The organism is Amycolatopsis sp. lyj-109, from assembly GCF_046548995.1.
Lineage (GTDB): Bacteria > Actinomycetota > Actinomycetes > Mycobacteriales > Pseudonocardiaceae > Amycolatopsis.
This window is the reverse complement of sequence record NZ_JAJPWR010000007.1, coordinates 89,908-107,269: the sequence shown is the minus strand read 5'-3', so window position 1 is coordinate 107,269 and position 17,362 is coordinate 89,908. Positions and strand designations below refer to the sequence as shown.

19 protein-coding genes are annotated in these 17,362 nt (G+C 72.6%); 8 read left to right on the top strand and 11 right to left on the bottom strand.

Annotation, left to right across the window (positions count from 1 at the left end; all coding sequences use genetic code 11):
* Positions 1 to 95: 95 nt before the first annotated feature.
* Complete coding sequence (locus tag ACLJQF_RS17380) at positions 96 to 686, top strand: NADPH-dependent FMN reductase (protein WP_410609867.1); 591 nt, start codon at positions 96 to 98, stop codon at positions 684 to 686.
* A 30-nt stretch (positions 687 to 716) separates the two neighbouring features.
* On the opposite strand, the gene ACLJQF_RS17375 is transcribed toward ACLJQF_RS17380, so the two are convergent.
* The 3 genes from ACLJQF_RS17375 to ACLJQF_RS17365 are packed head-to-tail and all read right to left on the bottom strand — an operon-like array spanning position 717 to position 3,294.
* Entirely contained in the window at positions 717 to 1,202 is a 486-nt protein-coding gene (locus tag ACLJQF_RS17375; RefSeq protein WP_410609866.1) for a hypothetical protein, read from the bottom strand.
* Complete coding sequence (locus tag ACLJQF_RS17370) at positions 1,199 to 2,608, bottom strand: ATP-binding protein (RefSeq protein WP_410609864.1); 1,410 nt, start codon at positions 2,606 to 2,608, stop codon at positions 1,199 to 1,201. Before ACLJQF_RS17370 ends, ACLJQF_RS17375 begins: the two co-directional genes overlap by 4 nt.
* A complete protein-coding gene (locus ACLJQF_RS17365) occupies positions 2,605 to 3,294 on the bottom strand; it encodes a response regulator (protein ID WP_410609862.1) in 690 nt (229 codons plus the stop codon). The genes ACLJQF_RS17370 and ACLJQF_RS17365 overlap by 4 nt, the downstream gene beginning before the upstream one ends.
* A gap of 110 nt (positions 3,295 to 3,404) precedes the next feature.
* Here ACLJQF_RS17365 and ACLJQF_RS17360 point away from each other — a divergent pair, with 110 nt between their 5' ends.
* A complete protein-coding gene (locus ACLJQF_RS17360) occupies positions 3,405 to 4,307 on the top strand; it encodes a phosphatase PAP2 family protein (RefSeq protein ID WP_410609860.1) in 903 nt (300 codons plus the stop codon).
* Positions 4,308 to 4,473: 166 nt separating this feature from the next.
* Positions 4,474 to 5,853, top strand: coding sequence for a pyridoxal phosphate-dependent decarboxylase family protein (locus ACLJQF_RS17355; protein ID WP_410609859.1), 1,380 nt, complete (start codon positions 4,474 to 4,476; stop codon positions 5,851 to 5,853).
* Here ACLJQF_RS17355 and ACLJQF_RS17350 read toward each other — a convergent pair.
* Entirely contained in the window at positions 5,850 to 7,475 is a 1,626-nt protein-coding gene (locus ACLJQF_RS17350) for a thiamine pyrophosphate-dependent enzyme (RefSeq protein ID WP_410609857.1), read from the bottom strand. The two genes, ACLJQF_RS17355 and ACLJQF_RS17350, sit on opposite strands and share 4 nt — an antisense overlap.
* Positions 7,476 to 7,516: 41 nt before the next feature.
* Between ACLJQF_RS17350 and ACLJQF_RS17345 the strand changes: the two genes are divergently transcribed.
* Complete coding sequence (locus ACLJQF_RS17345; protein ID WP_410609855.1) at positions 7,517 to 8,191, top strand: GntR family transcriptional regulator; 675 nt, start codon at positions 7,517 to 7,519, stop codon at positions 8,189 to 8,191.
* A 54-nt stretch (positions 8,192 to 8,245) separates the two neighbouring features.
* On the top strand, positions 8,246 to 9,091 hold the full coding sequence (locus ACLJQF_RS17340; RefSeq protein ID WP_410609853.1) for an alpha/beta fold hydrolase: 846 nt from the start codon (positions 8,246 to 8,248) through the stop codon (positions 9,089 to 9,091).
* Here ACLJQF_RS17340 and ACLJQF_RS17335 read toward each other — a convergent pair.
* Together ACLJQF_RS17335 and ACLJQF_RS17330 are read right to left on the bottom strand one after the other, a co-directional pair.
* Positions 9,065 to 10,087, bottom strand: coding sequence for a pirin family protein (locus ACLJQF_RS17335; RefSeq protein ID WP_410609851.1), 1,023 nt, complete (start codon positions 10,085 to 10,087; stop codon positions 9,065 to 9,067). The genes ACLJQF_RS17340 and ACLJQF_RS17335 overlap by 27 nt on opposite strands.
* 200 nt (positions 10,088 to 10,287) lie before the next feature.
* On the bottom strand, positions 10,288 to 10,899 hold the full coding sequence (locus ACLJQF_RS17330) for a PhoU domain-containing protein (protein ID WP_410609849.1): 612 nt from the start codon (positions 10,897 to 10,899) through the stop codon (positions 10,288 to 10,290).
* Between the two features lie 124 nt (positions 10,900 to 11,023).
* Here ACLJQF_RS17330 and ACLJQF_RS17325 point away from each other — a divergent pair, with 124 nt between their 5' ends.
* Positions 11,024 to 11,458: a single-stranded DNA-binding protein gene (locus ACLJQF_RS17325; RefSeq protein WP_410609848.1), complete on the top strand. Its 435-nt coding sequence runs from the start codon at positions 11,024 to 11,026 to the stop codon at positions 11,456 to 11,458.
* Positions 11,459 to 11,626: 168 nt separating this feature from the next.
* Positions 11,627 to 11,917: a hypothetical protein gene (locus tag ACLJQF_RS17320; RefSeq protein WP_410609847.1), complete on the top strand. Its 291-nt coding sequence runs from the start codon at positions 11,627 to 11,629 to the stop codon at positions 11,915 to 11,917.
* A 186-nt stretch (positions 11,918 to 12,103) separates the two neighbouring features.
* Here the strand turns inward: ACLJQF_RS17320 and ACLJQF_RS17315 are convergent, their stop codons facing one another.
* Positions 12,104 to 12,556: a zinc-ribbon domain-containing protein gene (locus tag ACLJQF_RS17315; RefSeq protein ID WP_410609845.1), complete on the bottom strand. Its 453-nt coding sequence runs from the start codon at positions 12,554 to 12,556 to the stop codon at positions 12,104 to 12,106.
* A 156-nt stretch (positions 12,557 to 12,712) separates the two neighbouring features.
* On the opposite strand from ACLJQF_RS17315, the gene ACLJQF_RS17310 reads away from it, so the two are divergent.
* Complete coding sequence (locus ACLJQF_RS17310; protein WP_410609843.1) at positions 12,713 to 13,138, top strand: nitroreductase/quinone reductase family protein; 426 nt, start codon at positions 12,713 to 12,715, stop codon at positions 13,136 to 13,138.
* A 48-nt stretch (positions 13,139 to 13,186) separates the two neighbouring features.
* Here ACLJQF_RS17310 and ACLJQF_RS17305 read toward each other — a convergent pair whose 3' ends face one another.
* Genes ACLJQF_RS17305 through ACLJQF_RS17290 form a run of 4 tightly spaced genes read right to left on the bottom strand, consistent with a single transcriptional unit; the run spans position 13,187 to position 17,362 of the window.
* Positions 13,187 to 15,301, bottom strand: a complete 2,115-nt coding sequence (locus ACLJQF_RS17305) for a transglycosylase domain-containing protein (RefSeq protein ID WP_410609842.1) — start codon at positions 15,299 to 15,301, stop codon at positions 13,187 to 13,189.
* Positions 15,302 to 15,337: 36 nt separating this feature from the next.
* Positions 15,338 to 16,159, bottom strand: a complete 822-nt coding sequence (locus ACLJQF_RS17300; RefSeq protein WP_410609840.1) for an ABC transporter permease — start codon at positions 16,157 to 16,159, stop codon at positions 15,338 to 15,340.
* Positions 16,119 to 16,925: an ABC transporter ATP-binding protein gene (locus tag ACLJQF_RS17295; RefSeq protein WP_410609838.1), complete on the bottom strand. Its 807-nt coding sequence runs from the start codon at positions 16,923 to 16,925 to the stop codon at positions 16,119 to 16,121. Before ACLJQF_RS17295 ends, ACLJQF_RS17300 begins: the two co-directional genes overlap by 41 nt.
* Positions 16,922 to 17,362, bottom strand: a complete 441-nt coding sequence (locus ACLJQF_RS17290; protein ID WP_410609836.1) for a MarR family winged helix-turn-helix transcriptional regulator — start codon at positions 17,360 to 17,362, stop codon at positions 16,922 to 16,924. Before ACLJQF_RS17290 ends, ACLJQF_RS17295 begins: the two co-directional genes overlap by 4 nt.

Sequence of the window (17,362 nt, the reverse complement as noted above, 5' to 3'; positions counted from 1 at the left end):
ACACGCTCAACCGCAGCGGCACACTTGACTTCAAGCGAGCTTGAGGTTCCATCCTGGTGTTCAGAGCAGCAACGCCTGTATGTCAAGGAGGAAGTGTGTCGGAAGCGCCGATCCGGGTCGCGGTGATCGTGGGAAGTGTCCGGGAAGGACGGTTCGGGCCGGTGGTGGCGGACTGGCTCGCGGGCGTCGCGGAGGCGTACGGCGGCTTCGAAGTCGACGTCGTCGACCTCGCCGAGCCCGACCTCCCGCTGGCCATGCCGCCGTTCGGCGCCGCGCCGTCCGCGACGGTCGTCGCCGAGGTCGCGAAGGTGGCCCCGCGGCTCGAAGCCGCCGGCGCCTTCGTCGTGGTCACCCCGGAGTACAACCACAGCTACCCGGCTTCGCTCAAGAACGCCATCGACTGGCACCGGCCCGAATGGCGGGCCAAGCCGGTCGCTTTCGTGTCCTACGGCGGGGTTTCGGGCGGCCTGCGTGCGGTCGAGCACCTGCGTGCGGTCTTCGCGGAGCTGCACGCGGTGACCATCCGCGAGACGGTCAGCTTCCACGGCGCCCAGGCGCGGTTCGGGGACGACGGCGTGCCGACCGACGCGGCGGCGGCCGTCGCGGCGAAGGCGATGCTCGACCAGCTGGGCTGGTGGGCCCGGTCGCTGGCCGAGGCCAGGGCGGCGCGGCCCTACCCCGGCTGAGGCCGTTTGGCGTCATGTCGACATCGGCGCTCACGCCTGGCACGTCTGGTACGGCAGCAGGACGTCCGGGCCGGCGAGGGCGACGGTGCCGTCGGTGGTGTAGCCGCCCTGGGCGGCCAGCGTTGCGAACGCGGTGCAGACCAGCTGATTGATCCCCACGCCGGCGAGTGGCCGCAGCGGGAACGGGACGGTGATCGTCGTCGGCAGGCCGGGGGTCACGGTGATCGTGCCGGATCGGCGCGGGAGGGCCGTCGTGTACCCGTCGGCCCGCTCGTCGGCGGACGGTCCGTCCAGGAGCATCGTCAGCGCGGACTCGACGCCCACCACCCCGGCGGCCGGCCGGGCGACCGGGGTCACCCGGTCGTCGAGGACGAAGTAGAGGATCAGGTCGGCGCTGCGGCCTTCACTCGCCGGGTTCCGCAGGGTCGGCGCCGGGCCGGCCGGGACCACCGGTGTCGGCTTGATCCCGCACGCGCTCACCAGCAGCAGCACCGCGAGGACGACGAGTTTCTTCACCACGCCTCCCGGGGCAGCCGCAGCTCGAACCGGGCACCGGTGCCCGTGTCGGCCGCGAGGATGTCACCGCCGTGGAGCCGCGCGTTCTCCCGGGCGATGGAGAGCCCGAGACCGCTGCCCTCGGACCGGGCGCGGGCGGAGTCGGCCTTGGTGAAGCGGTCGAACACCCGGGGCAGCACGTCGGCGGGGATTCCCGGCCCGTGGTCGGTGACCGTCAGCACGATCTCACCGCGTTCCTGCCGCAGCACCACTTCGACCGGCGGCGCGCCGTGCCGCAGCGCGTTGCCGACCAGGTTCGCCACGACGATGTCGAGCCGCCGCCGATCGAGCCGCGCGGCGATCCCGGGCGGCAGGTCGGCGGTCAGCTCGGTGCCGGGTTCCCAGCCCCGCGCGGCGAGGGTGTCGGTGATCGCCGCGGCGACGTCCAGCTCCTCCCGGCGCAACTCCGCCCGCCCGGCGTCGAACCGGGAGATCTCGATCAGGTCCTGCACCAGCCGGGTCAGCCGCCGCGTCTCGGCCGAGACCAGCCGCGCCGCGACCGCGGTGTCCGGCGGCAGCTGCTCGGCGTCCTCGTCGAGGACGTCGGTGACCGCGTTCATCGCGGCGAGGGGGGTCCGCAGCTCGTGGGAGACGTCGGCGACGAACCGCCGCGCGTCGGCCTCCATCGCGCGCAGCGTGCCGACCGTGCGCTCCAGCTCCGCGGCGGTGTGGTTGAACGTCGCGGCCAGCTGCGCCAGCTCGTCGGAGCCCTTCGCGCGCAGCCGCACGTCGAGCCGTCCGCGGCCGAGCTGGCTGGCCGCGGTGTTCAGCGCGCGCACCGGCCGCAGCACCTGCCGGGCCGCGAGCAGCGCGACCCCGACCGCCACCGGCAGGGCAAGCGCGGAGTACAGCCAGGCGTTGCGGGCCAGCTCGTCGATCGCCTCCTGCTGGTCGGTCAGCCGCGCCATCGCGTAGACCTCGAGACCGCTCGGCCGGCCGCTGCCGGTCTGCACCGGGACGCCGACGTAGAACAGCGGGAAGCCCTGGACGTCGACGCGCTGGAACTGGAGGGTGGTCGTGGTGGCCACGGCGTGACGCAGGTCGCCCGGCACGTCGTCGATCGACAGGCCCGACGTGGCGTGCAGGTCGTGGTAGACGACGAGCGCGTTGCTGGACTTGAGCGCCGCCGCGAAGGCGTCGAGCGCCGCCTGGGACGGCGGCAGCGACACGGTGGGCAGGTACGCGACGATCTGGTCGCGCAGCTTCAGCATCGTCTGGTCCTGGACGCCTTCCAGGATGGCCCGGCGCGCGAAGACGTAGCTCACGCCCGCCGCGGTGGAGGCGCCGAGGATCATGATCACCGCGAAGGCGGCCACCAGCCGGGGCCGCAGCCCGGCGAGCCAGGACCGGATCCGCGGTGCCGTCACGACCGGCCGAACCGGTAGCCGAACCCCCGGACCGTCTGCACGTACTCCGGCTTCGCCGGCACGTCTTCGATCTTCGAGCGCAGCCGCTGCACGCAGGCGTCGACGAGCCGCGAGTCCCCGAGGTAGTCGTGGTCCCAGACGGCGGAGAGGATCTGCTGGCGGCTGTACACCTGCCCGGGCGTGCGCGAGAGCTCCAGCAGCAGCTTGAGCTCGGTCGGGGTCAGCGACACCGGTGCGCCGTGCTTGGTCACCTCGAGCGCGGACCGGTCGATGACGAGGTTGCCGTGCCGCTCCTCGGCCGCCGCCGGCTCGCTCGGCCGTTCGGCGGCCGACCGGCGCAGGACCGCCCGGATCCGCGCGTCCAGCACCCGCGGCTCGACCGGCTTGGCGACGTAGTCGTCCGCGCCCGCCTCGAGGCCGGCCACGATGTCGAAGTCGTCGCTGCGCGCGGTGAGCATGATGATCGGGACCGGGCCGGCCGCCCGCATCCGGCGGCAGGTCTCGAAGCCGTCCATGCCGGGCAGCATCAGGTCGAGCACGACGATGTCGGGCCGGTGGTGCACGAGCACCTCGATGCCGAGCTCGCCGGACTCCGCGGTGTGCACCACGTGTCCCTGCCTGCGCAGGGCCAGCTGCAGGCCTTCCCGCACCGCCGCGTCGTCCTCTACCACCAGTACCTCGGCCACGGCGCCATTATTCGGAAAAGCGCACGTCATGGCGACCCGGGCGGATCTTGTAGCGAAACCATGACATCACGCTGACGGGATCCCGAAATGCGCGTTCCAGACTCGGGGACATGGCAGTGATCCTCACCGACGCACCCTCCGCGACCCGCCCGGCAGGCCCCGCGCTCGTGAGCCGGGCCGCGTCCCGCACGGCGATCCTGGCCGCGAGTGCGGCCGGGTTCGCCCTCGCGTTCGTCGCGGCCTACCTGCTCTTCGTCCGCACGGAGGCCGGCCGCGGGGTCGAGAACGGCGTCGTCCGCAGCGCCCAGTCCGCGGGGGACACGGTGGCCTGGGCGGACCCGCTGCGGCAGACCGACCTGGTGGTTGTCCTCGGCGCGGTGGCGGTGCTGATCGTGGCGATCTCCGTGGTGCGGCGACGGCTCGCCCTCGGCGTCATGGCCCTGGTGCTGCTGGCCGCGCCGCTCGTGGTGGCGCAGCTGCTCAAGCTGTACGTCCTGGAGCGCCCGAGCACCGGCGACCGCCTCGGCGTGGCGAGCCACAACAGCTTCCCGAGCGGGCACGTCAGCGCGGCGATGGCCGTGCTGGTGGCGCTGGCGATCGTGCTGCCCCGCAGGTTCCGGCTGACGGCCCTGGTGACGGGCGGCGTCGGCGTCGCCTGGGTCTCGGCGGCGGCGGTGGCTCTGGGCTGGCACCGGTTGAGCGACACCGTCGGCGGCTGCCTGCTGGTCGCGGCGGTCACCTGCGCCGGGGCGGCGGTGGTGTCCGCCCGCCGCCCCGACGGTGACCGGATGCCGCTCGTGCCGGTGCTGATCGGCTTCTCGGCCCCACTGGCGCTGGTGCTCGCCGGTTACGCGGTGCTGGCGACGGCGACGTCGGGCGCGGCCCAGTTCGTGGCGGCGCTGGTGCTGGCGGCACTGTCGTCGATGGCGGTGGTCCTACTGCTGACGGGCCCGTTGCGCCGGGTGGCGTTCGACCCGGCCGAGACCCGCGTCCGCCGCCTCCGCCGCACGTGATGCCCCTCCAATCACGCGAGATGCCTCTCCAATCACGCGAGATGCCTCTCCAATCACGCGAGATGCCCCTCCAATCACGTGTGATGCCCGCCTGATCACGCGAGCGGGCCAGTTTCGGAGGATTGGCCCGCGACAGCGGGACGGCACCGCGCCTACCGTCGCGGAGATGGACCCGAGGCTCGCCGATGACCTGCACTCCCTGCCCGATCTCCTCGACACCGCAAGCAAATTCGCGAGCGACGCACTCGCCGGGCTGGACGAGCGCGCGGCCGCCGTCCCACCCGCGGCCGCCGACCCGGCGCCGCTCCCGCTCGACGGCGCCGGCGCGCGCGGTGCCCTGGACGAGTTCGCCCGGCGCTGGGAACCCGGCTTCGCCGCCGGCGCCGGCCCGCGGTACCTCGGCTTCGTCACCGGCGGCGCCACTCCGGCCGCCCTGGCCGGCGACTGGCTGACCGCCGCCTACGACCAGAACCCGGCGAGCGGCATGGACTCCTCGGCGCAGGACCTGGAACGCGAGACCGTCGGCTGGCTGGCCGAACTGTTCGGACTGGGCTCGGAGTTCTCCGGCGCGTTCGTCACCGGCGCCACGATGTCCACCGTGACCGGCCTGGCCATCGCGCGCGAGTGGCTCGGCGAACGGGCCGGGGTGACCGTCTCCGCCGACGGTGCCGCCGCGCTCGGCCCGGTCACCGTGCTGTCCGGGTCACCGCACTCGAGCGTCCTGAAGGCGTTGTCGTTCCTCGGGATGGGCCGGTCCGCACTGCGGAAGGTGCCGGTGCTCCCGCGCCGCGAAGCCGTCGACGTCGCGAAGCTCGCCGAAGCGCTCGAGACGCTCGACGGTCCCGCCGTCGTCGTCGCGAACGCGGGGACGGTCAACACCGTCGACTTCGACGACCTGCGGGCGATCGCCGAGCTCAAGCGGCGGTACGACTTCTGGCTGCACGTCGACGCCGCGTTCGGCGGGTTCGCCGCGCTGGTCCCGGAGCACGCGGCGCTCACCGAAGGCCTCGACCAGGCCGATTCGGTCGTCGTCGACCTGCACAAGTGGCTCAACGTGCCCTACGACTCGGCCGTCCAGTTCACCCGCCGCCGCGACCTGCAGCTGCGCGTGTTCAGCAACAACGCGGCCTACCTGGGCGAGATCGGCGAGACGCCGGACTTCCTGCACCTCACGCCGGAGAACTCCCGGCGGCTCCGCGCCCTGCCGGCGTGGTTCTCGCTCGTGGCGTACGGCCGCGCCGGGCACCGCGAGATCGTCGAGCGCTGCGTCGCGCTGGCCCGCGACCTGGGCGCGCGGATCGACGGCTCGCCGCAGTGGCAGCTCCTTGCGCCGGTGCGGCTCAACGTCGTCTGCTTCACCCCGGCCGGGGCCGCCACGCAGGACCGGATCGACACCCTCGTGCGCGCCATCGCCGAGGACGGCACCACGTTCCTGACGCCGACGGTGTACGACGGCCGCCCGGCGTTGCGCGCCGCCTTCAGCAACTGGCGCACGACCGAGGCGGACGTCGAGCGGGTCTTCGCGGTGCTGGAGCGCCTGGCCTAGCTGCGGTCCGACTTCGGCATCACGTACTTCCACGGCGACGCGCCGACACCCAGTTCGCACGGCACGTGCACCAGCGCCGGCCGGCCCGCGGCGAACGCCTTGTCCAGCGCGCCGCGCAGGTCGTCCGGGGTGCGTGCGGTCAGGCCGAGCGCACCGAAGGTCTCGGCGAGCCGGGCGAAGTCCGGGTTCCCCAGCCGTCCGCCCAGTGCCCGACCCTCGAACAGCCGCTCCTGGTCGAGGTGGACGTTGCCGTAGTAGCCGTTGTCGAACACCACCGCGACGACGTCGAGTCCGTATTGGACGGCCGTGGCGAGTTCCTGCGCGGCGAACATGAAGCCGCCGTCGCCGGCGACCGAGACCACCGGACGCCCGGGGAAGGCGGCCTGCACCCCCAGCGCCGTCGGGTAACCGAAGCCGAGCGTGCCCTGGTGGCCGCAGGTGACGAACGTGCGCGGGGCGTAGACCTCGAACCCGAAGTAGGACGCGAAGCCGACCTGGCAGATCTCCTCGACGAAGAAGCCGTCGCGCGGGAGCACGTCCCGGATCGCCCGGAGGTACTCCAGCTCCGGCCCGACGTCGGTGACGCGCTCCGCCACGGCGGCCTTGAGCGCGGTGAACTCCGCCGCCCGGTCCGTCCGTTGTGGACCGACGGCGCCGGTGAGCGCGGCCGTGGCGTCGGCGGCGTCGGCGACGATCGCGACGTCCGCCTCGAGTCTGGTCGCCTGCCGCGGATCGATGTCGAGCAGGATCGTCTTGAGGCCGGCGGGCTTGCCCGGCCAGCGGAACCAGGACAGCTCCAGCCGCGATCCGATGCCGACCACGACGTCGGTCTCCGGCCATCGTTCGAAGCCCGAGACGCAGGTGAAGCCGAGCGGGTGGTCGTCGCCCACGATGCCGCGCCCGCCGCGGAACGGCACCACCGGCGCCTGCAGCCGCTCCGCCAGCGCCCGGACCTCGGCGGCGGCGTGCCGCGCACCGCCGCCCACCATGATCATCGGGTGCTTCGCCGATTTCAGCAGGTCCGCGGCCTGATCCACGGCGACCGGGTCGACGGCCGGCCGGGGCAGTGGCAGCGGGCCGGTGACCTCGGCCGGGGCGCGCAGCCCGAGCACGTCCCACGGCACCGCCAGTGAAACCGGCCGGGGCCGTCCGCCCGCCGCTTCCCGGAACGCCGTCGCCAGCGCGTCCGGGACCTCGACCGGGTGCTCGACCAGCGCCGACCACTTGGTGATCGAGCGCAGGGTCGCCAGCTGGTCGGGCATTTCGTGCAGGTGCCCGAGCCCGCGGCCGAGGTACGCGCGCGGGATCTCGCTGGTGAGGCACACGACCGGTGCGCTCGCGCCGTGTGCCGAGAGCAGCGCGGCGGACGCGTTGAGGACGCCGGGGCCGGGGACGACGGCGCAGACGCCGGGGCGGCCGGTCGCCTGGGCGTACCCGAACGCCATGTAGGCGACGGTCTGCTCGTGCCGGGCGCCGATCACGCGGATGTCGCCGCCGGTGCGGGCGAGGCTGTCGAACAGGTCGTAGGTCTGCACGCCGGGCAGGCCGAACACGGTGTCGACGCCGTGGGCCCGCAGCCCGCCGACGATCAGGTCGGCCGCGGTGGGGAGCACCGGGGACATCGGCATCGCCTCCTGGAGGGTCGCTCGGCGGCAGACCATATATGGTTTCCTACATGATTGGCGCGTCCGCGGGAAGACCGGTCACCAAGTCGCAGCTGGCCTACGAGACGATCAAGGCCCGGATCCTCGACGGGCGCTACGGGCCCGGGTACCGGCTCGTGCTCGACCAGATCGGCCGCGAGCTCGACGTCAGCGCGGTGCCGGTCCGCGAAGCCCTGCGCCGGCTGGAGGCCGAGGAGCTGATCGAGTTCGAGCGGAACGTCGGCGCCCGGGTCGTGGCCATCGACCCGGTCGCGTACCGGCACGCGATGCAGACGGTGGCGATCGTCGAGGGCGCGGCCACCGGTCTCGCGGCGCCGCTGCTGACGGCCGAGGCACTGGGGCGGGCCCGCGAGCTCAACGGCCGGATGCGTCGCAGCCTCGCCGAGTTCGACCCGGTGGCGTTCACCGCGCTGAACGCCGAGTTCCACGAGGTGCTGTTCGGCGCCTGCCCCAACCCGAACCTGGTCGACCTGGTCCGGCGCTGCTGGACCCGGTTGGCGGCGGTCCGCGACAGCACGTTCACGTCGGTGCCGGGAAGGGCACCGGAGTCGGTGGTGGAGCACGAGCGGCTGCTCGCCCTGATCGAGGGCGGGGGAGCGCCGGCGGAGGTCGAGCGGTTCGCCCGGGGCCATCGGATGGCGACGCTGGAGGCCTATCTCGCGCGGGAGCGGTGACGCCGGCTCGGTCGCGCGCTTGTTCCGCCGACCCGGAACTGCCAGGGTCGGGGCGTGCCGATCTTCTCCGCGCCGGACGGAACCGCGCTCGCCTTCCACCTCGCCGGCTCCGGAGCCGAGCCACCGGTGGTGTGCCTGCCCGGTGGCCCGATGCGCGCCGGCGCGTACCTCGGCGACCTCGGCGGCCTGACCACCCGGCGCCGCACCGCCGTGCTGGACCTCCGCGGCACCGGCGGCTCGGCGGAGCCCGCCGACGTCGCCACCTACCGGTGCGACCACCAGATCGAGGACGTCGAGGCGTTGCGCAAGCACCTCGGCCTCGAACGCTTCGACCTCCTCGGGCACTCGGCCGGGGCGAGCCTGGCCGTCCGGTACGCGGCGCGGTATCCCGGGCGCCTGAGCCGGCTCGCCCTGATCGCGCCGAGCCCGCGGGCCGTCGGCTTCGACGTGCCGTCCGCCGAACGGCGCCGGATCATGGCCCGGCGGGCCGGCGCTCCCTGGTTCGCCGCCGCGGCCGCCGCCTACGAATCGATCGCCGCGAAGACGGCGACCAGCACCGACTGGGCCGCCTTCGCCCCGCTCTACTACGGCCGCTGGGACGCGGCGGCCCGGCAGCACCAGGCCGGCGAACCGGGTCAGCGCAACGGCGCGGCGGCCCGGATCTACAACGCCACCGGCGCCTTCGAGCCCGAGACGACCCGTGCCGCACTCGGCGCCGTCACCGCGCCGGTGCTGGTGCTGGCGGGCGAACTGGACTGGATCGCGAGCCCGGCCGTCGCGGACCGGTTCGCCGCGCTGTTCCCGGACGGCCGCGCCGTCGTGCTGCCCGGGGCCGCGCACTACCCGTGGCTGGACGACGCGCCCGCGTTCGGGTCAGCCCTCGGCGCTTTCCTGGCCTGAGGCCGGATTGCGGCGGGGTTTGATGCGGACGGCCGGCAACGCGGGGGCCGGCAAGCGCTCGCCCGGGTAGCCAGTCACGCTGCCGAACTGGTCCGAGCCGGCTTGCCACGCTTCGCGGAACGCGGCGATCTCCTCGTGGGTGCGGCCGACGAAGTTCCACCACATCAGGATTTCTTCGTCGAACGGGGTGCCGCCCAGCAGCAGGAACCGAGCCGGCTCGGTGCCGCGGTTGCTGAGGGGCAGGGAGCGCACCCCGGTGCCGACGTAACCCAGCTCCGCCGCCCGCACGCGGGTGCCGGCCACGACGACGTCGCCGCTGTCGACCAGGACGCCGTGCTCGAAGCCGGGATCCACGCCGAGGGACATGTGGGCGTCCGGGCCCAGCACGACTTCCGCGCCCAGCAACGGGGTGAACGTCGGGATCGGCGACGTCCGGCCGGCCAGCGAGCCGAGGAACACGCGGATCTCCGCGCCTTCGATCCGGTTCACTGAAGGGACGTAGTGGTCGAACGCCCGTGCCGTGTGTCGGTGCCGTTCGGGCAGGGCGACCCAGAGCTGCACGCCGTGCAGCGTCTTCGTGGCGGCGGTGGAGACTGTGGAGACTGTGGAGACTTCGGAGTGGCAGATGCCGTGCCCGCCGGTCATCAGGTTCAGCTCACCGGGCCGGACCATCGCGTGCGTGCCGAGGCTGTCGCGGTGTTCGATCTCGCCGGCGAACAGCCAGCTGACGGTCTGCAACCCGGTGTGCGGGTGCGGGGCGACGTCCATCGCGCCGGGCCCGGCGACCTCATCGGGGCCGTAGTGGTCGGCGAAGCACCACGCGCCGATCAGCGACCGAGACCGCTGGGGCAGGGTCCGCCGGACCCGCATCGCCCGCGGGCCGCCGAGCGGCACATCGCGCGGAGTGAGGACCTCGACGGCGGGCCGATCCGGATCGGCGGCCGCGGGCCGATCGCCACAGGCGACTTCGGCCGGGGCGGCCTCGGTGTTGCTCATGCCGGCCACGGTAGTCGCGATGACGGCCGGGGCGATGATGGGCAGCGTCACGCCCGCCCCGGCGGTCATCCCTCGCGGCAGTCCAGCCACTGACTTCACCCTGCGGCGCCGACCCGTCGCGTCGTCGTGTCTGCGTGGAGGAAGCGCTCCGCACCCTGGCCGCTCGGTCCCGGCAGCCGATCCGCCCCGCACCCGGACCGTTAGGACCCGACCGGCGCGAACCCGGCTGCCCGTCGCCCGATCCCGGCCGTCGTCCCGGCAAACCGGCCGTAAACCGCGGCAAGCAGCACGAGATCGACCGCACCACCGGCCCCGCGCGGCCAGTCACGACCGTCCACCCACGCCCCCACCTCCCGCTCGGCCACCCCCACGAGCGCAACCGCGGCGCCGAGCCCCGCCCCGTCCCCGCCGACCAGCACCTCCCGCAGCGCCCGTGCGGCGGCCACCGCGTGCCCACCGAGCCGCTCCAGCGCGGGCCGCACTTCCGACGGCACGCGACCTCGCGCCTCGGCGACCTCCTGCGCAAGACCACCCATCCGAGTGAGATCCGCGGCGGTGTGAACGGCCGCGACGACCGCCTTCACTTCCGCCTCCCGCGGCGCGTGCAAGGCCAGTAAAGCGCACGCCTGGTCCTCGCACGCGGCCCCGAGCGCGGCCACCGCGGCAGCCTGTTCCCGGGCACGTCCGCCCAGCGTGGGGTCACTTTCCAGGACCGAGCGCGTGGCCTCCTCGAGCGCGATCGAGACGAGGTCGCCCAGGTCCGCCAGCCGGTGGGCGAGCGTCACGAGTTCCTTCTGAAACGCCGTCGGCATGGCGGCAGGAAACCAGCCCGGCCGGGTGTCGGCATCTCGTCGGCGACCCGGAATTGTCGGACCCCCGTGCTCTTCTCGTCGGCAAGAGCGGTGCACCCCGCACCCGGAGGACAAGGAGAGACCGATGGCAGGCGAAACGACGGTCACCGTGGTCGGCAACCTCACGAGCGACCCCGAACTGCGGTTCACCCCGGCCGGCTCGGCGGTCGCGAACTTCACGGTCGCGAGCACCCCTCGCGTGTTCAATCGCGAGTCCGGCGCCTGGCGCGACGGCGACGCGCTGTTCCTGCGCTGCAACCTGTGGCGGGAGTACGCGGAAAACGTCGCCGAGTCGCTCGTGCGCGGCACCCGCGTGGTCGTCCACGGCCGGCTGAGACAGCGGTCCTACGACACGAAGGAGGGCGAGAGGCGCACCGTCGTGGAGCTGGAGGTCGACGAGATCGGGCCGTCCCTGCGGTATGCCACGGCCAAGCTGACCAAGGTCAGCCGCGCGGCAGGCGGCGAAGGGAGCAATTCCTGGACTCCGGAACCGGTGGCGGCGGAAAAGCCGCCCTTCTGACCCTGTCCGTGCGCGGCCGGCCTCCGAACGCCCGTCAATAGGGCTTCGACCCGTGCTCGATCGCCTGCGGTGACGATGAGGGAACGCTCCGGCCGGACCCTCTGTCGAAATCCCGACCACCGATTCGACGCAGGGGTAGAAGCCGAACCACGAGCGGGAGGGACCGACATGAACGGGAACGAGAAGACCGGCTCACCGGCAGCGCACCCCGTGGTCAACCACCGGATGCGGGCGATGCTCCGAGCGGTCGGCGCGGGCCGCGCCCGAGTGTCCTGCAGCAGCGAGCCGGACCTGTTCATCGACGGCCTGTCGTGCGGCGACCAGTTCGCGGCCCACGCACTGGCGCACCAGGGCCTGGTCCGCGCGGCCCGCCCCGGCCGTCCGGGCGAGCTGGTCCCGGCGGTCCTGACACCGGCAGGTCAGGCCCTCATCAACCCCGAGCAGAGACCGGCCGCCTGACCCGGCGACCGGCGGATGTTTGACAACTCGATAGAGCAGCGTTACCGCCGCGGAGCCGGCCGCGCCGGGGCGAGCGTGGCGGCACGGATGTCGCGCTGACGGGTGCGGCCCTTGTAGCCGCGGGGAAATCGCGCTTGAACCGGAGAGGGCGCGCCGGCGGTCCGGACCGCCGGCGACGGCCGGTGCCTAGTGGCCCTGCTGCGGGAACTGGCCCTGCTGCGGCTGCTGACCCGGCTGCGGGAACCCCTGCGGCTGGGACGGGTGCGGCTGGGACGGGTGCTGCGGAAAGCCCTGCTGCGAAGCACCCTGCGGCTGGGACGGGTGCTGCGGGAACCCCTGCTGCGGAGCACCCTGTGAAGGGTGCGGCGGGTATCCCGGCGTGGCCTGCTGCTGGGCCTGGCCGTGCTCCTCCTGCGCCTGCAGCCGGACCGCTTCCTCCTTCGGGATGCGGTTCTCGATCCCGCAGAACGTGCACTGCGCGGTGTACTTGACGCTGATCGGGAACAGCGGGATGAAGAACAGCGTGAACTTCGTGACCGCCTTGCGCACTGCGTGCGAAGCCGGATTGCCACACCGGCCGCACAAGAACGTCGTCATCGCCAGCACGTAGATGCGGGTACGCCAGCCCCAGATCAGCATCGGTCTTCTCTCTTTCGGTTCTTCCTTCGCCGCGCAGCCTCGCACACCGTTGCCGGTTGCCGGAGCGGTTTTGCCGATCCCGTCGGACCGGCACCCGGCGAACCGGACATTCGGCCCGTACCACGGCGCCGGAAGCCGCGGGACTAGATTGGGATCATGCCGAGCGACTTCGCCCTGAAGACCATGAATGCCGTGCACCGCGGCCTGATCAAGCTGACTGGCGGGCGGGTGGGCTGGCAGGTCGCCATGCCCGTCCTGGAACTCACCACCGTCGGCCGCAAGAGCGGCCAGCCGCGGTCGGTGCTGCTGACCTCGCCCCACCAGGAGGGTGACGCGGTGGTCGTCGTGGCGTCGCGGGGCGGCGACGACACGCACCCCGCGTGGTTCCTCAACCTGCGCGACAACTCCGACGTCGAGGTCTCCCTGAAGGGCGGGCCGAAGCAGCCGATGCGCGCCCGGATCGCCGATGCCGAAGAGCGGTCGCGGCTGTGGCCGAAGATCACCGCCGACTTCAAGAACTACGCGCAGTACCAGACGAAGACCGAGCGCGAGATCCCGCTCGTCTTCCTCGAACCGCGGTAGTCCCCGAGTCGGCCGTGATTGTGGTCGGCTGGGGAACCAACGGCTCAGTCACGATCGCGCCGCCAGGTAGGCCGGATCGGCGGCGGGGATCGGCTGGTCGGGGACCCCGGCCAGCAGCCGGCTCATGGCGTGGAAGTACGGCGGCGCGGCGACCGTGCCGCCGAACGCACCGTGGCCGCAGTCGCCGAGGTGCACCGGGGTACCCGGGCAGATCTCCCGCGGGTGCGGCCCGTCGGCGAACACCATGGACGACACCGCGTAGCCGTCGACACCCCCGACGAAGGCGACCGATTCGCTCAACTGCGTCGTGCCCGTCTTGCCGATGTCGGGCCGGGTCCAGCCGGCCGCGTGGGCCGCCTCGGCGGACGTGCCGCTCGTGGTGTCCTTGCTCAGCCCCGCTTCCAGGGTGTCCGCCACGCCCTGGGGGACGACCCGTTCGCACGCCTGCTGCGCGACCGGCACGGCGTTGCCGTTCCGGTCGGTCACCGACAGGATCGGGTCCGGTGGGCACCACACGCCGCCGCTCATCAGCGTCGCCGAGACGTTCGCCATCTCCAGCGGGCTGACCGGGCTGTTGCCGAGGGTGAACGACAGCAGGTCCCGGAAGTACTGCGACTGCGGCTCGCTGTACTGCGGGTTGCCCGACTTCGGGTCCGGCGTGCGGCCGGCGTCGTTGGTCCCGAGGGTGGTGCGCAGCCCGAGCTTGTAGGCCATGTCGAGCACGGCGGGCATCCCGACCTGGCTCTCCAGCCCGACGAACGCGACGTTCGGCGATGTCGCCAGCCCGTCGGCGAGGGTGATCGGGTCCGCGTAGTGGCCGTCGTTGTGGACGGTGTAGCAGGACGCGTGCGCGTCCGGCACCGGGAAGCACTGGCTGTCCGGGTTGGGCAGGGGAGTGTCGAGGCCTGCCTTGCCGGTGACGAGCGCCGCGGCCGAGGTGAAGATCTTGAACGACGAGCCCGCGCCGAACTCGTTGCTCGCGTCGGCGACGATGTCGGTCGATGTCTCGCCCCGCGCCGGATCGGTGCCGTAGTTGCGGTTCGCGACCATGGCGAGCACCTGGTGCCCGTCCTGGCCCGGCTGGACGACGGCGAAGGTGTTGGCCACGCCGTCCTGGGTGGTCGGCACGTTGGCGTCGACGGCGTCCTTGGCCACCTGCGAGACGCGCGGGTCGAGGGTGGTCTTGATCGTGTATCCGCCGGTGGCCAGCCGGTCGGCGGTGAAGCCGGCGTGCACCAGGTAGCTTTCCGCGTAGGCGCAGAAGAATCCCGCGTCCGGTGCCGCACCCAGGCAGGTGCCCGACGGTGTGGCCGGGCCGTTCGGCAGGAGCCCGAGTGGGGCCGCCTTCGCCGTCGCCGCGTACGAGGCCGGGATGGAGCCGTTGGTGACCATGTCGTCGATGACGAGGTTGCGGCGCTGCAGTGCCTTGTCCGGGTGGGCGTACGGGTTGTAGATGCTGGGGTTGTTCACCATTCCGGCGAGCAGCGCGGCCTGCGGAACGGTCAGTTTGTCCGGCGTTGTCCCGAAATACGCCTTGGCGGCCGCGCCGACCCCGTACACGGTTCCGTTGAATTCGACCACGTTGAGGTAATTCGCCAGAATGTCGTCCTTGCTCATGGTCGCGTTGAGCTGAACGGCCATTTTCGCCTCGCGCAGCTTGCGGGCGAGCGAGTCCTCGCGATCGGCCTGCTGGGCGGCGGGGTCGTTCCGGTCGACGACGTTGATCAGGTAGTTCTTGACGTCCTGCTGCGTGATCGTCGAGGCTCCCTGCAGTGCCCCGCCGGTGCTGTCGTTGACCGCCGCGCGGAGCATCCCCTGCATGTCGACGCCGCCTTCGGTGTAGAACCGGCGGTCCTCGACCGCGATGATCGCGGCCTTCATCGTCGTCGCGATCCCGGCCGCGGTGGCGGGCAGCCGGTACTGCGCGTAGAGGGTCGCGATCGGGGTGCCGTCGCGATCGGTCACCGTGGTCACCAGTGGCGGGTCGGCCGCGGCGAGCTGGGCGGAAATGGCGTCCACCGAATCGCTGACCTGATTCGACAGCAGGCCCGCCCCGATGGCGGCGGGCGCCACCGTTCCGGCCACCAGAATTCCGGCGAGCACACACAATCCGGCAAAAGGGACCACGCCCCGGCGACGTTTCACGAATTCGACATTAGGCATCGGGCGATAAAGCTTCCGTTCGGTGAGACATGTGCCTCAGCGGGCCAACCTGCCGAGCAGGGCCGAGGCGACCGAAACGGCCACCGCTGTCGCCGCCGCCAGCACGGCGAAATCGGTGCCGAGGTGGGCGGGTGTCCCGATGAGCAGGCCGCGCAGGGCGTCGACCTGGTAGCTCAGCGGGTTGACGTGGCTGAGCACCTTCAGCCACGACGGCATCAGGTCCACCGGGTACAGCGCGTTCGAGCCGAAGAACAGCGGCATCGTGATCGCCTGGCCGATGCCCATCAGCCGTTCCCGCGACAGCACGATCCCGGCGATCACGATGGACAGGCAGCAGAAGAACGCCGAACCGAGTACGAGGACGACGGCCGTGGCAAGGAGCTTCAGCGGGTTCGCGGTCAGCCCGACGCCGAGGATCGCGGCCAGGATCAGCACCATCAGCGCCTGCACGAGCGCGCGGACCCCGGCCGCGAAGGCCTTCCCCGCGACGAGCGCCGCGCGCGGGGTCGGGGTCACCAGGAGCTTGGCGAGCACGCCCGCGTCGCGCTCCCAGATGATCTGGATGCCGTAGAAGATCGCGATGAACAGCGCCGACTGGGCCAGGATGCCCGGCGCCAGGAAGTCGAGGTACGGCGTCGAGCCGGTCGGGATCGCGCGCAGCCGGGTGAACGTCTCCCCGAAGATCAGCAGCCACAGCGCGGGCTGGATCGCCCTGGTGATCAGCTCGGTCTGGTCGCGCCGCAGTTTCTGCAGCTCCACCAGGCACATCGCGCCGACGCGGGCGCCGAGCACGCGCAGCCGGCGCAGCGGGCCCGGGTCAGCCGAGGCGGCGGGCGGTACGGCGAGTGGCACGGACACCGCGGATCCCTCCTTCTTCGCTCGTCAGCTCGTTTCCGGTCACCGCCCGGAACACGTCGTCCAAAGTGGACTCCGGGCCCAGGTCGGTCTCCAGTTCGGCGGGTGTGCCCAGCGCGCGGATCCGGCCCGCGTGCATCAGGGCGACGCGGTTGCAGTACTGCTCGGCCTCGTCCATGTAGTGCGTGGTGACGAGCACCGTCATGCCGGTCGCCTCGCGGATCGAGGCGATGCGGTCCCACACCGACGATCGCGCGACCGGGTCGAGCCCGATCGTCGGCTCGTCGAGAATGAGCAGCCGTGGCGAGCTGACCAGCGCCTGGGCGAGTTCGAGCCGGCGGATCATGCCCCCGGAGTACGTCTTGGCCGTGCGGTCGGCGTCGCCGGCCAGCCCGACCAGCTCCAGGGCCCGCCGCACCTGTTCGGGCCGCTCGCGGCGGGGCACGTCGAAGAGCCGCGCGAACAGCGCGACGTTCTCGCGGCCGGTCAGCGCGCTGTCGGCGGACAACTGCTGGGGGACGTACCCGATCAGCCGACGCACGGCCATGCGGCGGCGCGCGACGTCGACGCCGAAGACGGTGATGCGGTCGGGGCCGGTCGGCAGCAGCGTGGTGATCATCCGGAGGGTCGTCGTCTTGCCGGCACCGTTCGGGCCGAGCAGTCCGAACACCTCGCCGGGGTGGATTTCGAGGTCGACGCCGTCCACCGCGCGGGTCGCGCCGAACGCATGGCTCAGGCCGGTGCAGCGCACCGCCGCGGGTTCGGTCATGGCTGCTCCTTCAGGATGCCCATGAGTTTTTCGAGCGCCGGCAACGCCTGCCCGATCGCCGCGATGTCCTCTTCGGACAGTTTGGCGAGGGCGTCGGCGACGAGGCCGGTGCGGGCGCGGCGCCAGGCCGCCATCCGGGCGGCGGCCGCGGCGGTGACCTCCAGCCGGGCCGCGCGCCGGTCGGCGGGGTCGGCCTCGCGGCGCAGCAGGCCCGCGTCGGCGAGCTGGTTCACCAGCGTGCTGACCGAGTTGTTCGCCAGGTGCAGTTCGCGTGCGGCCGCGGCGACGCCGATGCCGGGGTGGTCGGCCACCACGCGCAGGAGCTCGACCTGCGCGCCGGGCAGCGGGGTGCCCGGCACGTCGGCCCGCACCCGGCGGCGCACCACCCGGCGGATGCCCTGGACGGCGCCCAGCAGCCGGTCGGCGAGTTCGGTCAT

Excerpts from the sequence above, each read along its gene's own strand:
- ACLJQF_RS17320 (WP_410609847.1), top strand. The coding sequence starts at position 11,627 with ATGAACGGGAACGAGAAGACCGGCTCACCGGCAGCGCACCCCGTGGTC.
- ACLJQF_RS17335 (WP_410609851.1), bottom strand. The coding sequence starts at position 10,087 with ATGAGCAACACCGAGGCCGCCCCGGCCGAAGTCGCCTGTGGCGATCGG.
- ACLJQF_RS17295 (WP_410609838.1), bottom strand. The coding sequence starts at position 16,925 with ATGACCGAACCCGCGGCGGTGCGCTGCACCGGCCTGAGCCATGCGTTC.
- ACLJQF_RS17350 (WP_410609857.1), bottom strand. The coding sequence starts at position 7,475 with ATGTCCCCGGTGCTCCCCACCGCGGCCGACCTGATCGTCGGCGGGCTG.
- ACLJQF_RS17330 (WP_410609849.1), bottom strand. The coding sequence starts at position 10,899 with ATGCCGACGGCGTTTCAGAAGGAACTCGTGACGCTCGCCCACCGGCTG.
- ACLJQF_RS17315 (WP_410609845.1), bottom strand. The coding sequence starts at position 12,556 with ATGCTGATCTGGGGCTGGCGTACCCGCATCTACGTGCTGGCGATGACG.
- ACLJQF_RS17310 (WP_410609843.1), top strand. The coding sequence starts at position 12,713 with ATGCCGAGCGACTTCGCCCTGAAGACCATGAATGCCGTGCACCGCGGC.
- ACLJQF_RS17325 (WP_410609848.1), top strand. The coding sequence starts at position 11,024 with ATGGCAGGCGAAACGACGGTCACCGTGGTCGGCAACCTCACGAGCGAC.
- ACLJQF_RS17345 (WP_410609855.1), top strand. The coding sequence starts at position 7,517 with ATGGTTTCCTACATGATTGGCGCGTCCGCGGGAAGACCGGTCACCAAG.
- ACLJQF_RS17360 (WP_410609860.1), top strand. The coding sequence starts at position 3,405 with ATGGCAGTGATCCTCACCGACGCACCCTCCGCGACCCGCCCGGCAGGC.
- ACLJQF_RS17305 (WP_410609842.1), bottom strand. The coding sequence starts at position 15,301 with ATGCCTAATGTCGAATTCGTGAAACGTCGCCGGGGCGTGGTCCCTTTT.
- ACLJQF_RS17355 (WP_410609859.1), top strand. The coding sequence starts at position 4,474 with ATGGACCCGAGGCTCGCCGATGACCTGCACTCCCTGCCCGATCTCCTC.
- ACLJQF_RS17290 (WP_410609836.1), bottom strand. The coding sequence starts at position 17,362 with ATGACCGAACTCGCCGACCGGCTGCTGGGCGCCGTCCAGGGCATCCGC.